Source organism: Bacillus cereus group sp. BfR-BA-01379, from assembly GCF_022663605.1.
Classification (GTDB): Bacteria; Bacillota; Bacilli; order Bacillales; family Bacillaceae_G; genus Bacillus_A; species Bacillus_A mobilis.
This window is the reverse complement of record NZ_JAKUFT010000008.1, coordinates 40,322-53,116: the sequence shown is the minus strand read 5'-3', so window position 1 is coordinate 53,116 and position 12,795 is coordinate 40,322. Positions and strand designations below refer to the sequence as shown.

Below are 12,795 nucleotides of genomic sequence, written 5' to 3'. Positions count from 1 at the left end.
TCCTTTTTACTATTAACTGACTTTTTTCAAATTGAGAGCAGGCTTTTTGATTCCGCCTTTTTTTACAACATATAAACCGATAAATATAATCAGCCCGCCAACGAGTTGCATCATATTAATTTTCTCTCCAATTGTTACTGCTGCAAAGATAACTGCGAACAATGGGACGAGATACATATAAACCATTACCTTCGTTGAGCCTATTTGACTAATACCGACATACCACATTGCAAGTCCGAAAATTGTCGCAAAGATGATTGAATATGCTAGTGATCCCCAGCTTGGCGTATCTACTGGCCATGTTAAAGAATTTACGTTGAATAAACAGTATATAACTAGCGGTACAATTCCAATTAAAGTAGACCATGATGTGACTCTCATTGCGGAGTATTTTGTAATAAGAGGTTGCGCTAATATTGGATACCATCCCCACGCAATTGCTGCGACTAATCCAATTACATTTCCGAGCCACGCATATTCATAAGTAGCTCCTCCTGTATGCCCTGTTAATAAAACGAATGCTGCACCAATAAACGCTACTATTGAACCAATTTGTACTTTCATCGAAAAACGTTCTTGTTTGTGTAATACTGCTAATATCCCTGTAAAAATAGGTGACATCGCAATTAATAATGAGGCGTTCGTTGCCGAAGTATATTTCACAGATAGCATAAACATCGTTTGATACATCGCCGTACCAACGATACCGACTGCTACTAATCGTAACCAATCTTTTCTTTCAATACGTAATGAGCGTTCCATCATAAATGTAATAAGTAATAATACCGGTGATGCTACTAAAAATCGTAAACTATTAAATTGAATGGATGACATATATGCCACGCCATACTTTCCTATTGTATAGTTTGCTCCCCATACTAATGCAACTGATACTAGGAGCCATTCCATTTGCCATCTTTTCATCCGAATCTCCCCTTCCATATTTAGCATAGTAAAATTGGCTGGATATAACACCGTCCAATTGGCTGTTTTTTTACCCAGCCAATTTGTTATACTGAATGTATATAAGAGATGCGGAGGCGTTTGTATGGAATGGAAGCTAGATAACGACAGTAAAATCCCAATTTATCAGCAAGTTGTTGACTTTATTGAAAAACGTATTACATACGGAGAACTTCCACCTGGTAGCTTCCTCCCTTCCGAACGGAAATTAGCTACGCAGTTAAATGTAAACCGAAGTACAGTAACGACTGCTTATAATGAACTACGCGCTATGGGAATTGTAGAAAGTACGACTGGTAAAGGTACACGTGTAAGTACACATATGTGGGGCGTTTCTCCAACATTAACGCCGAACTGGAGAAATTTCGTAGAAGGTGGTACGTTTTTACCAAACTTACCGTTACTTCGCCATATTCGTGCGGAAGTACAACAAAATGAAAACATCATTGATTTCGCAAATGGAGAGCTCGGTTGTAACCTCTATCCTCACAATCAACTACAAACGATTTTACGAGAACAACCGTTAACGCATTCATTAAGTTATGATCATCCGCAAGGGTATCTCCCGCTAAGACAAGCGGTCGTAAAATATATGAAGGAATATTTAAAAGTTGAAGCAACTGAGCAGTCCATTATGATTACATCAGGCGCACAGCAAGCACTTCACCTTATCGTGCAATGTTTATTAAATCCAGGTGATGCGGTCGCTTTCGAAAGTCCTTCACACTGTTATTCCTTACCGTTATTCCAATCAGCAGGTATCCGTATTTTCCCGTTACCTGTCGATGAACATGGTATTAATCCAGACGATGTGCAAGAATTATATAGAAAGCATCGTATTAAAATGATCTTTTTAAATCCAAACTTCCAAAATCCTACGGGCACAATGCTGCATCCAAACCGTAGAAAAAAACTGTTATCACTTTGCGCAGATTTACGAATTGCGATTGTTGAAGATGATCCGTCCAGTTTACTTACGTTAGAAAAGAAACAACCTTGCCCTACTTTAAAATCAATTGATGAAAATGGAACAGTCATTTATGTACATTCCTTATCAAAAATGATTGCACCAGGTTTACGAGTTGGCTGGCTTGTCGCTCCGCAGTCTGTAGTAGAAAGGTTATCCGACGCAAGGCACCAAATGGAATTAGGTATGAGCATTTTCCCGCAGTGGCTTATGCAACAATTTTTCGAAACTGTACCATTTCAATCTCATATCGTACCGTTACGAAAACAATTAGCAGAAAAAAGAGACGTTATCGTTCGCGCCCTAAACGAGCAACTTCACGATAAAATCTCTTTTTCAAACCCGACCGGTGGTATATACATATGGGGAAAATTAAAAGAACCGATAAACGAAAAACAACTTATTATGCAAAGCTTAAAACAAGAAATCGCCTTTATGCCCGGTAGTATTTTCGGTGCGAAAGATGGTTATATTCGTTTATCTTATGGAAAAGTGAATATTGATCAAATTGAGGAAGGTATTTCTCGTTTGCGTGAGGCTATTTTAGTTTGTGGAAAATAACTTTACATAAAGCTTTCTCGTTTGACAAAAGAAAAATCTACCATTATTATCAACACGAACCTAGTTATCCCGTATTAACGGGCAATAAAACTCCTACCTCAAAATTCAGCTGTAACAAAGAAGTTAGGTGGGAGATCAACTGCCCGTAAATGCCCGATTGGTTCAACTAATAATCAGTGGAGGATGCCCCCCACTGATTAAAGTTTCACTTTATAGGAGCGATAAAAATGAAAATTTACGTTGATGCAGATGCTTGTCCTGTAAAAGATGTGATTATTTTAGAGGCTACGAATGCAGAAATCCCTGTAACCCTCGTTACTAGCTTTTCTCATTACTCTAATGCGGAACAACCAAAAGGTGTGGAAACAATTTATGTTGATTCCGGAGCAGATGCTGCAGATTACCGAATTATGCAGTTAGCAAAAAAAGAAGATTTAATCGTAACACAAGATTACGGTCTTGCTTCGCTCGCTTTAGCAAAAGGCTGTATCGTGCTACACCATAAAGGCTATAAGTATACGAATGAAAACATTGACCAACTATTACAAACACGATATTTAAGTGCAATGGTTCGAAAAAGTGGTAAGCGTACAAAGGGACCGAAACCATTTACAGCAGAAGATAAAGAGAAGTTTCGAGCGCTCTTTAAAAGTATAATCGCACTTTAAAAATGAATCGTCTATTTGCTAGGAAAACTTCGCAAAACAAAGAAGAGAATATCGAAATAAACATTCTCTTCTTGAGGTTTACCTTTTTAAAATGAAGGTAAATTATCTAAGTTATTTTCTTTTATTCCATCCGGTTCACTTCGTATAATATCTCTACCATACTTATGAAATACGTCCACATGAGCTAACTTCCCAGATTTCGCTTCACTAAGAGCAGTTATATAATCTAACTCTCTCCCGCTACTTGTTTTAAACGCTATTAAATCACCATCATCATTTTTACGAACAGCAACAATTTGTTCTAATCCTAAATTGACTGCATGGTTTACATCAAATTGAGCTTGCTCTTCTCCTTGATGTAAGTAATCATTATAAACTTTTTCAAAGTCTTTTTTGTCCATAACATTCACCTCCAACACATTTTATTAGTATGGTTGGGAGATGTTGGTTTTATGTACTTTGCTATTCGAAAAATATATTTTTAATACCTACGCAAACCCTTCAAAGTCTCTAATATATCATCTGTAAAGGCTGTACTACCTTCTGCCTCTAAAACTCTGAAATAAAAACTTCTTAGGAAAGTTCTAACATTTTGTACTAAAATAGCATGCTGCGGATGTCGGATGTCTTCAACAGTTGCTATGCTATGTAGCCAATTGCTCCACTCTTCTTCAGTTAAAAGATTTTGGTTACGTAACGACATAATTGGCGCTACTAATCTCTCATCTTCAAAGTGCACATATACGTAATCACTTAATCGAACCTTCTGACGAACAGCAGCTAGTATTGCATATGAAAACTCACGATTTTGTATTGTACGCGCTAAAGCATCGAGTGCATCCGCTGCATGTGCAGTAGAATGTGCCCAACCTTTTCCTTCTACGTAGCCTCTTACATCTTCTTCTAAATATACATATTCCAGTACTTGTTCTGCCACACTGTACAGTTGCTCTTCAGATAACAATGGTTCTCTTTCATGAACAGATAAAATAAGTGGTGGGATTAATACGGAGAATGCACGTTTAAATACAGAGTCTGTTCCCTTTTCACCAATTTTATAAAATAAATAATCAGGACTAATCGCTTGTAACATTAATCCTCGTAACTCTTTTTGTCTAAATACATCATTTGTAATCCATGTGTGAAGCGTACTATAAATTAAATCATCACGTAATTCAGCATCAGGTGATCCGATATAATCTAGCATCCACTGCGCATATGGATATGCATCTACGTCTTCTGGTACAGCATAATTATTATTTTTAATTTGTAGTAGTTCTTCTTTTAATTCTAGTACTTCATTCATTATATTTCTTGTCCCCTTTTTACTTTATTAACTTATTTTCGCCTTATTCCCTTTAATTTTTTTCATAAAATCAAGTCGATTTTTAGAATCGTTTTAGTACCTATCTTTCTATGAACTTGATTCAATTATATAAAATTCATCATGATAAATAAAAGGAAATACATTAGAGCATCGTAGTCTCTCACTTTGTTTACATGCATTTCATGTAAGTTTAAGTTATAAAATAAAGTATGTTTTTTCTTTTATATTCAAACGTAATTACAATCAAAATTTAAATCATTTTAGAACTTGTTTAATAAATTCTGTTTTAGCTTTTGTGTATGCTTCTCTATCTTGGTTAAATCTTTTAGCTAAATCTTGTTTAAGATTTGAATACTCATAAACTAATTGTGGATTTTCTCGTAAGCGGTTACGAAATAAAAGTTGTTGCTCCCATCGCTCAGTTCCTTTAACCATCAAATGCAGGTGCGCTACACGCCTATTATTCTTAACTTTCACAAAGAACCTTCTCCAAGGTCTTTCATCTAATTCTGGGCTTACATAATGCCAATTATATATGGCCAATTTCGCTGAAATATATAGTACTTTATCAAATGAGTCTATTTCAGCCATTAAATCAATGATAGGTTTTGCTGGTAAACCAGGTATGGATGTACTTCCTATATGTATTACTTTACTTATACCGTGAGGAGCAAGCAGTTCATATAGTTGCTGTTCTTCACATCGGCCTTTATCTTGCCAATCAGGATTTGCATTAACTATCTCTACTGACTCATTTGCCCACACAGGCCAATCGTTCGGATTATCTTTCTTATCCACCCAAAACATCCCCTTTCACGATTTTTTCTATATAAACCGTATTAAATTCCTTTACATACAACTACCGGATCATTAAAATCACTATTCCGAAATACAACATCCACACACTCTTTCGGATTATGCTCATCTATATACATCTTACAAGCCGCATGATACCTATTCAAAAATATCTTCTCAGCTTTTTCATAACTTCCAAAAGCCTCAGTCTCGCGCTTTGCACCAAGTTTTCTCGCAGTCTCAAAATCTGTATCTACGAAAATTTTATAGTCAAATAAATGTGCAACGTCTTTTTTCAATAGAAACGTTCCATCTACTATTAGTACCATATTGTGCTGGGCCCTTAACGGCTCATTATGTACAGGGATATCCGTTTTTAAATTATGAGAAATTGTTTCATATTGTAAATTCCCGTCTGGTCCTAAAGGCTTTAATAACCTTTCTTTGAAAGCTGTATAATCGTGTGCATCTTCGTAATACCCTCTTGCCGATTCTTTTCCTTGCGCGTATCGAATTGCTCTCGGATTATGAAAATCGTCAATGGTGGCGCGTGTTACTGGAACTCCGAGCTTTTTCATTTCCTCTGCTAATTCGTTTGCAAATGTTGTTTTTCCTGACGCTGTTATACCACTTACTCCAACTCTTGTTGGATGGGTTACATTTAATTTTAAAATATGATCTGCAATTTCTTTGATTCGTTGTTTTCGGTTCATGGTATTTCCTCCCACAATCTGTTTACATAATATTATTATGAGTAATAGTTTATGTCATTATTTGTCGGTAAGTCGATATCCTTTGTCGAATCGTCGATATATCGAAAAAATCGCCGATATATTTTAAGTTATGATATATATATTTGAAAAATCGTTGATATGTTATGATTGGCTTACTTTCCCTTAAAGCCTCGATACAATGCAGTCCGTAATTCTTGTTTATATTCTTCAATTTCTGGCATATCGAGTTCTTCTGCTAGCCTGATAGCTAATTCAATATCATACGGTACACGTACGAGTTGAATGGAAAAGCTTGCGGCTTCTTTTTCATTGTATGTTCCTTCGAATATTAAATAGGAAGCTTGTGTAATTTCAAGTGGATTGCCTACACTACCAGCATTACATAACGTTTTCCCTCTGAAATTTTGAACGAATGCTTGGTGAACGTCACCGTAGCAAACGACATCTGGTTTTCTTTCCCCTTCTATATTTTCCGTAAAATCGCTATTTTCAAACATACTAACTCGTTCTTCTCTTGAGGCATGTGGCTGAATTCTTTCATATAAACTTCTTGGTGAAGCGTGGAACATACGAATGAGTTTGCCGCTCATATAAAATTCGATTGAAAATGGTAAGCTTCTTAAATATTCATTTTGTTCTTCAGATAGTTGGTTTTGATGCCATTTTAACGCCTCAAATTCAGTTGGTTTTGTAATAAAATCATCCCAGTTCCCCATTACAACGCCTTCACATTCCTTACGAATGATTTCAATCACTTCGCTAGAATGAGGACCTTTTCCGACTAAATCTCCAAGACAAATGATGCGCTCAATACCTCTTACTTTAATATCTTTCAGTACAGAATCTAATGCCGGAATATTACCGTGAATATCTGAAATTACTGCTATTTTATCCATATGATTCCCTCCATTGCTTATAGTTTATTATATCCGTATGTTGTGATTGATACCATTTTGGAATATAGGATGAAAAATGATTATGATCTTCTAAAATTCCGTTCAACCTTTCCTTCATACCATCTACTAAATGCGGTGTGCTTCGGTTTGTCCATACGATATCCGCTGGGAATGTCATTGCTGCATATAAGGAGTACAGTTTCCAAAAATGAAGCGATGGTTCGCCTCCGCAATATCCGTGAACTTGTCCAACCGCAAATGGTTTACTTATTCTTGTAGTAAAAATCGCTACATTATAAAAATCATGTATTGGATCGCCAAAATCATATCCACCAAAATCGATTATGATAAACTCCTTATTCTGAATCATACTATTTGCTGGATGGAAGTCATCGTGTAAAAATGTGATTGGACGATTTTTCAATAATTGTTTATGCTCCCCTACAAATCTTAATACTGGCTTCAAATCAAGGAAGTCTATTTCATAGTTCGCTAACGCATCTACGTATCTTTCGTATTTATTCCATCGAACCGTTTCCCATTTATTACTTGCACTTTCTTTTTCAATTGAGTGAATCTTCTTTAATACTTCTCCTGCTTTTCTTCCTGCATGATACTGTTCTTCCACTGATAGCTTCCCTAAACCTTCTTCACCATTTACACCTTGTATCCATTCAAATACTTGAATACATTTATTTAATTTCTCAAGCTTTATGAAATGAATTAATTTAGGCGTTGGAATATGTAATGACTCTAATTGCTTCATATACGTATATTCTTCTTGTTTACGTTCAAAATGAACAGCATCACATACCTTCACAAAATATGTTATTCTGTTTTCTAATTCTATTTTATATTTCTCTTCATGTGAAAAACCTTTTGAAATAGCTGTACACTTTGCAATACGAGGCCATTCTAGTTTTCTCTCTATCTCTCTAAGTATTTCTTCCACTACGTTCACCTCTATCAATATATGTACAAACTACCTAACACTTCATGCTCTCGTTTATTTTCACCTTTAAACTCCACTGCAAATGGATATTCGCCATGATGCTTCAATCGTTCTAGTACTAGCCCTTCTCCAATTGGTTCACAAAACTGCACATGAATGTCACCAAACGCTACACTTTGACATTCCGCATTCCATTCTTCATTTTTTACGACTGAGCTTACATTTAGCCCCATTACGTCTTCCCATTTCCGCACTGTTTCTCGAACGTTTTTCACTGCGTAATGAATTGTATCAAGTTGTTGTACTTTGTTTTTATGTTCAGTGATTGTTCCTATGTTACGTAAATCGTTTCTTCTTTCTTCATCCGTTTCATTCCACTGTATAAAGAAAGGCAATTTCGGTCCGTTCTCTTCTTGCTTAACAAATAACATTTTCCATTCTAAAAGGCGGCCATCTTTTCTCATACGTTTACCTTCAAATGGCCCTATCGTATGTAAGCCGTGTTTACTAAATTTAACTGCTAGTTCTTCAATTGCATCTGTTCGGATTGCGATTTGTAGCATCCCTTCTCCATTTTGTAGTTTCACCACTGTTTCTTGTACTAATGGATTTTCTGCTTTCTTCGCTTTTTCTTCATGCTGAACTGCTAAAAATTCAATATATGATAAATCAAAATAACATAAACTATTCCAAGTACCCCAAGTCGTATGCTCTCCGCCTACTACAGTATGCAATCCATGCTCCTGCATTTGGTTCGCCGCTTCCTCCGGTGTACCATGTACTGCGTGTACGAGATGATCAAATCGTAACATGTCTTTCTCCCCTTTCTCTCCATCCTTTTATTGTATATTTTATTTTTCTTTCATTCAATTCAAAAACTTTAAAACCTAGTTGATTTATACGATTAATATGTATTATAATAAAACAAATTTAATTATTGCTGATTGGAAAAACCAAAGGCACTTTTCTCATACGGGAAAAGTGTCTTTTTCATTTATTATTACAGGGGGATTATTTATGCAGAAATTAATTGTCTTTGCTATTATCGGATTTTTCGCTCAATTAATCGATGGAGCGCTTGGAATGGCGTATGGGGTAACATCTACATCACTTTTATTAATGTTTGGTATTGCACCAGCCGTTGCATCTGCATCAGTTCATTTAGCTGAAGTTGTTACAACTGCCGCTTCTGGTGCATCACACATCAAATTTGGAAACGTCGATAAATATACCGTTTCCAGGCTTACATTACCAGGAGCAATTGGCGCATTTATTGGGGCATGTTTTTTAAGCAATTTACCTGGTGATGTAATTAAACCGTACATTTCCGTATTTTTATTTACTTTAGGGGTTTATATTTTATTACGATTCCTCATTCAAAAACAAATTGTCACTTCAAAAAAACGTATGTCTGCAAAACAACTTGTTCCACTTGGTTTATTTGCTGGATTCGTTGATTCAACTGGTGGTGGTGGCTGGGGTCCGATTACAACACCTGTGCTTTTGGCAAGAGGAAATGAAGCTAGAAAAGTTATCGGATCTGTAGATACGAGTGAGTTTCCTGTTTCACTCGCTGCAACAATCGGATTTTTCATTTCACTTGGCTGGGAACAAGTCAGTTGGGTTTGGGTATTTTCTCTCATGCTCGGTGGCATCGTTGCAGCACCAATCGCTGCATGGTTAGTACGCATCGTTCCTTCTCATTTACTTGGGGTATTAGTTGGGGGCCTTATAATCTTTACAAACATTCGTACACTGCTTACTACATTTAAAGTGGATCCAACTATTATTTCACTTTCTTACGTTGCAGTTGGTCTTGTCGTTATTATTTCTATTTTCATTGCTGTTCGCAATCATTCCAAGCGTTCTAACGCACCGACAGCTGGATATCCGAATGATCAAAAACAAATGCTACCATAACGATAAAAATACCGCCCGATATACTTCGAGCGGTATTTTTTATTTTTCTATTTTCCAATTGATCATCGTTTCTGTAGTGCCTACTCTTTTCATATGTAATTTCTCTAATACACGAATCGAGCTAATATTTTCAAGAATTGTCTCTGCAATAATCGTTTCTACCTCTCCTGTTTGAAAAGCCCAATTTATTAGTTCTCTTACAGCTTCTGTCGCATACCCTTTATTCCAATATTTCTCAACAAATCCGTAACCAATTTCTACTGTATGTTCCTCATTTGGTTTTCCTTTAAATCCTATATCACCTAGAACGATGTGATCTTCTTTTCGAATGACATACCACGCGCCCCAAGGTAATAAAGCCGCATCTTGTTTTACAGTTTCTACATGCCCTACAATATGTGGACCACTGTTATATCCTTTCTCGTTAGCAACGTGCATCCTCTCTTCTGTACACGGCACTATATAGAGTCTTTCTGTTTCTAATTTCATATTGATTTCCCCTTTTTTGATTAAACGTTACTCTAATTATACCAAAAAATATGACTTTATAATGAATGTCGAATTATATTTTCAGAATTTTCTTTTATTTTTAAAGGGTTTTTCAATATTTTTTGCGAAACATTTGTATAACAATTTCTTTCTTTATTTTTTGTTACATAACAGTAGGTTCGGGTGGAGTTTTGCAAGCGTTTCCTATACAATAACCGATATTTTTTGACTTTTCCTAACAAAATATCTTGCAATATATTCAGAAAGTCATTACAATTGCCATATATTAAAAATCTTAGCAATATATCAAATCCTCATCAATCCGATGAGGTAGAGGTTGCGACTTTTAATAGTAAGACGGACGAGATACAGAGAATGTCACCGACTCCGTTTGAAAGGAAAAGTTGCCGAAGTTTCTATTTCTTCTCTGGAAATATGAGCTGGGGCTGTCTCCGAAAGGAACAGAACTGTCACGTTTACAAAATTACCGTGTAAACGTGGGGTGCTATCTTAACGGAAGGGTATGATGGGGTGGTTATTTGTGAAACGTTCCGCCAAATTCCTTTGGCGGTTTTTTGTATTTTTCTCCCCCGCTCCTTCCTATCTTACAAGAAAAGGAGTGTTGAACATGAATAGCGCAACGAATCAAACTACCTCTGAAACACAAACTACAAACGGAAAAGGTGAACTAAAACGCAGTTTAAAATCAAGGCACCTTACGATGATTTCTCTCGGTGGTACAATTGGTACCGGACTATTTCTTGCCAGCGGTGGCGTCATCCATTCAGCTGGTCCTGGCGGTGCACTAGTCGCATACGCCGCAATTGGAATTATGGTTTACTTTTTAATGACAAGCTTAGCTGAACTCGCTGCTTACATGCCTGTTACCGGTTCTTTTAGCACGTATGCAACAAAATTTGTTGATCCATCCCTTGGCTTTGCACTTGGATGGAACTATTGGTATAACTGGGCCATTACAATCGCTGCTGAACTCGCGGCTGTAACATTAATTATGAAATTTTGGTTCCCAGATACCCCTTCCCTCATTTGGAGCGGATTATGTTTAGCTATTATTTTCCTTTTAAACTACTTATCTGTTAAAGGGTTTGGTGAATCTGAATATTGGTTTGCACTTATTAAAGTCGTTACTATTATTATCTTTTTAATTGTTGGCTTTATGATGATTTTTGGAATTATGGGCGGTGAAACTGTTGGCTTCAAAAACTTCACTGTTGCAGATGCACCATTTAACGGCGGCATCATGGCAATTATCGGTGTATTTATGGCTGCTGGTTTCTCATTCCAAGGTACTGAATTATTAGGAGTTGCTGCTGGTGAAACATCTGATCCAGAGCGTAATATTCCGAAAGCAATTCGTTCAATCTTTTGGCGTATTCTTTTATTCTATATCCTTGCGATTCTCGTTATCGGTTTATTAATTCCTTATACGACTGAAAGCCTTGCTGCAAGTGATGTAACAGTAAGTCCATTTACACTTATTTTTGAAAAAGCTGGTGTTGCCTTTGCTGCTTCTGTTATGAACGCTGTTATTTTAACGGCAGTACTTTCTGCTGGTAACTCTGGTATGTATGCATCAACTCGTATGCTTTGGGATTTAGCTCGCCAAGGTAAAGCACCAAAATTCTTAGGCAAATTAGACAGCCGCGGTGTACCTGTTAACGCATTAATCGTAACGTCAATTGTTGGTAGTATCGCTTTCATTGCTTCCTTATTCGGCGACGGTGTTGTATACATTTGGTTATTAAACGCATCTGGAATGTCTGGCTTTATTGCATGGGTTGGAATCGCAATTAGTCATTACCGTTTCCGTAAAGCATATATCGCACAAGGAAAAGATTTAAAAGACTTACCATATAGAGCAAAATGGTTCCCGTTCGGTCCAATCTTCGCATTTGCACTTTGTGTCATCGTCATTTTAGGTCAAAACTACGGTGCATTTATGGGCGAATCAATCGATTGGAACGGTGTACTCGTTTCTTACATCGGTTTACCACTCTTCTTAGTACTATGGTTAGGATATAAATTTACGAAGAAAACGAAAGTGATTCCACTTGATAAATGTGAACTAAAATAAAGTGAAACGAGCAAACAAATTTGTTTGCTCGTTTTTTATTCCGATGCTTCTCCCTTCCCTATTGCTCTTGTTTTTGCAATAATAAAGGAAATATACATAAAGGTTGGGATACCATGAACATTCGCATTACTGATGAAGCAAAAGCAGCTATACATAGATTAGAGCGCGAAGATAAAAAGATCATTCGCATTAGAGGGACAATGACAAACTCTTGTAGTATTTTCGTTGATGTGGATTTAATGTGGGATACACATAATGCAGATGACGTTGTATATGAAGATGCTGATTTCACCGTACAAATGGATTCATTTACGAAAGACTACACTGGTGATACGGTGAAACTTGATTATAAGACGACTGGTTTTAGTATTACGACTCCGAGTGAGACTTTGGTTTATGGGTTATCGATAAAAAAATAAAAATTGTTT

General features: G+C 36.5%; 14 protein-coding genes and 1 riboswitch. Of the genes, 5 read left to right on the top strand and 9 right to left on the bottom strand.

From position 1 onward, the window contains the following. Window positions 1-12: 12 nt before the first annotated feature. On the bottom strand, window positions 13-924 hold the full coding sequence (locus tag MR113_RS05040; protein ID WP_242251784.1) for a DMT family transporter: 912 nt from the start codon (window positions 922-924) through the stop codon (window positions 13-15). A 124-nt stretch (window positions 925-1,048) separates the two neighbouring features. Here MR113_RS05040 and pdxR point away from each other — a divergent pair, with 124 nt between their 5' ends. Further along, window positions 1,049-2,491, top strand: a complete 1,443-nt coding sequence (gene pdxR / locus MR113_RS05035) for a MocR-like pyridoxine biosynthesis transcription factor PdxR (RefSeq protein WP_242251780.1) — start codon at window positions 1,049-1,051, stop codon at window positions 2,489-2,491. A 227-nt stretch (window positions 2,492-2,718) separates the two neighbouring features. After that, the gene (locus MR113_RS05030) at window positions 2,719-3,159 is read left to right on the top strand and encodes a YaiI/YqxD family protein (protein WP_242251777.1); all 441 of its coding nucleotides are present in this window, start codon (window positions 2,719-2,721) and stop codon (window positions 3,157-3,159) included. Between the two features lie 86 nt (window positions 3,160-3,245). Here MR113_RS05030 and MR113_RS05025 read toward each other — a convergent pair whose 3' ends face one another. From MR113_RS05025 to MR113_RS04995, 7 genes are all read right to left on the bottom strand, one after another. Beyond that, on the bottom strand, window positions 3,246-3,560 hold the full coding sequence (locus tag MR113_RS05025; RefSeq protein ID WP_242251775.1) for a DUF3892 domain-containing protein: 315 nt from the start codon (window positions 3,558-3,560) through the stop codon (window positions 3,246-3,248). An 80-nt stretch (window positions 3,561-3,640) separates the two neighbouring features. Continuing rightward, complete coding sequence (locus MR113_RS05020; protein ID WP_242251773.1) at window positions 3,641-4,465, bottom strand: DUF2785 domain-containing protein; 825 nt, start codon at window positions 4,463-4,465, stop codon at window positions 3,641-3,643. Window positions 4,466-4,741: 276 nt separating this feature from the next. Beyond that, complete coding sequence (locus MR113_RS05015) at window positions 4,742-5,284, bottom strand: GrpB family protein (RefSeq protein ID WP_242251771.1); 543 nt, start codon at window positions 5,282-5,284, stop codon at window positions 4,742-4,744. 41 nt (window positions 5,285-5,325) lie between these two features. Beyond that, entirely contained in the window at window positions 5,326-5,994 is a 669-nt protein-coding gene (locus MR113_RS05010) for a nucleoside/nucleotide kinase family protein (protein WP_242251769.1), read from the bottom strand. Between the two features lie 173 nt (window positions 5,995-6,167). Further along, window positions 6,168-6,911, bottom strand: coding sequence for a metallophosphoesterase family protein (locus tag MR113_RS05005; protein WP_242251767.1), 744 nt, complete (start codon window positions 6,909-6,911; stop codon window positions 6,168-6,170). Beyond that, complete coding sequence (locus MR113_RS05000; RefSeq protein WP_242251765.1) at window positions 6,904-7,863, bottom strand: aminoglycoside phosphotransferase family protein; 960 nt, start codon at window positions 7,861-7,863, stop codon at window positions 6,904-6,906. The genes MR113_RS05005 and MR113_RS05000 overlap by 8 nt, the downstream gene beginning before the upstream one ends. A gap of 14 nt (window positions 7,864-7,877) precedes the next feature. Continuing rightward, window positions 7,878-8,675, bottom strand: coding sequence for a VOC family protein (locus tag MR113_RS04995; RefSeq protein ID WP_242251764.1), 798 nt, complete (start codon window positions 8,673-8,675; stop codon window positions 7,878-7,880). A gap of 97 nt (window positions 8,676-8,772) precedes the next feature. On the opposite strand from MR113_RS04995, the gene MR113_RS04990 reads away from it, so the two are divergent. Next, complete coding sequence (locus tag MR113_RS04990) at window positions 8,773-9,783, top strand: sulfite exporter TauE/SafE family protein (protein WP_242251761.1); 1,011 nt, start codon at window positions 8,773-8,775, stop codon at window positions 9,781-9,783. Window positions 9,784-9,822: 39 nt separating this feature from the next. Here MR113_RS04990 and MR113_RS04985 read toward each other — a convergent pair whose 3' ends face one another. Next, entirely contained in the window at window positions 9,823-10,272 is a 450-nt protein-coding gene (locus tag MR113_RS04985) for a GNAT family N-acetyltransferase (RefSeq protein WP_242251759.1), read from the bottom strand. Between the two features lie 323 nt (window positions 10,273-10,595). Then, window positions 10,596-10,788: riboswitch (Lysine riboswitch) on the top strand. Between the two features lie 112 nt (window positions 10,789-10,900). On the opposite strand from MR113_RS04985, the gene MR113_RS04980 reads away from it, so the two are divergent. Both MR113_RS04980 and MR113_RS04975 read left to right on the top strand, forming a co-directional pair. Next, a complete protein-coding gene (locus MR113_RS04980; RefSeq protein WP_242251753.1) occupies window positions 10,901-12,367 on the top strand; it encodes an amino acid permease in 1,467 nt (488 codons plus the stop codon). A 113-nt stretch (window positions 12,368-12,480) separates the two neighbouring features. Continuing rightward, window positions 12,481-12,786 (top strand): iron-sulfur cluster biosynthesis family protein, encoded by a 306-nt coding sequence (locus MR113_RS04975; protein WP_242251752.1) that lies wholly within the window; start codon window positions 12,481-12,483, stop codon window positions 12,784-12,786. The last annotated feature ends 9 nt before the right edge of the window (window positions 12,787-12,795 follow it).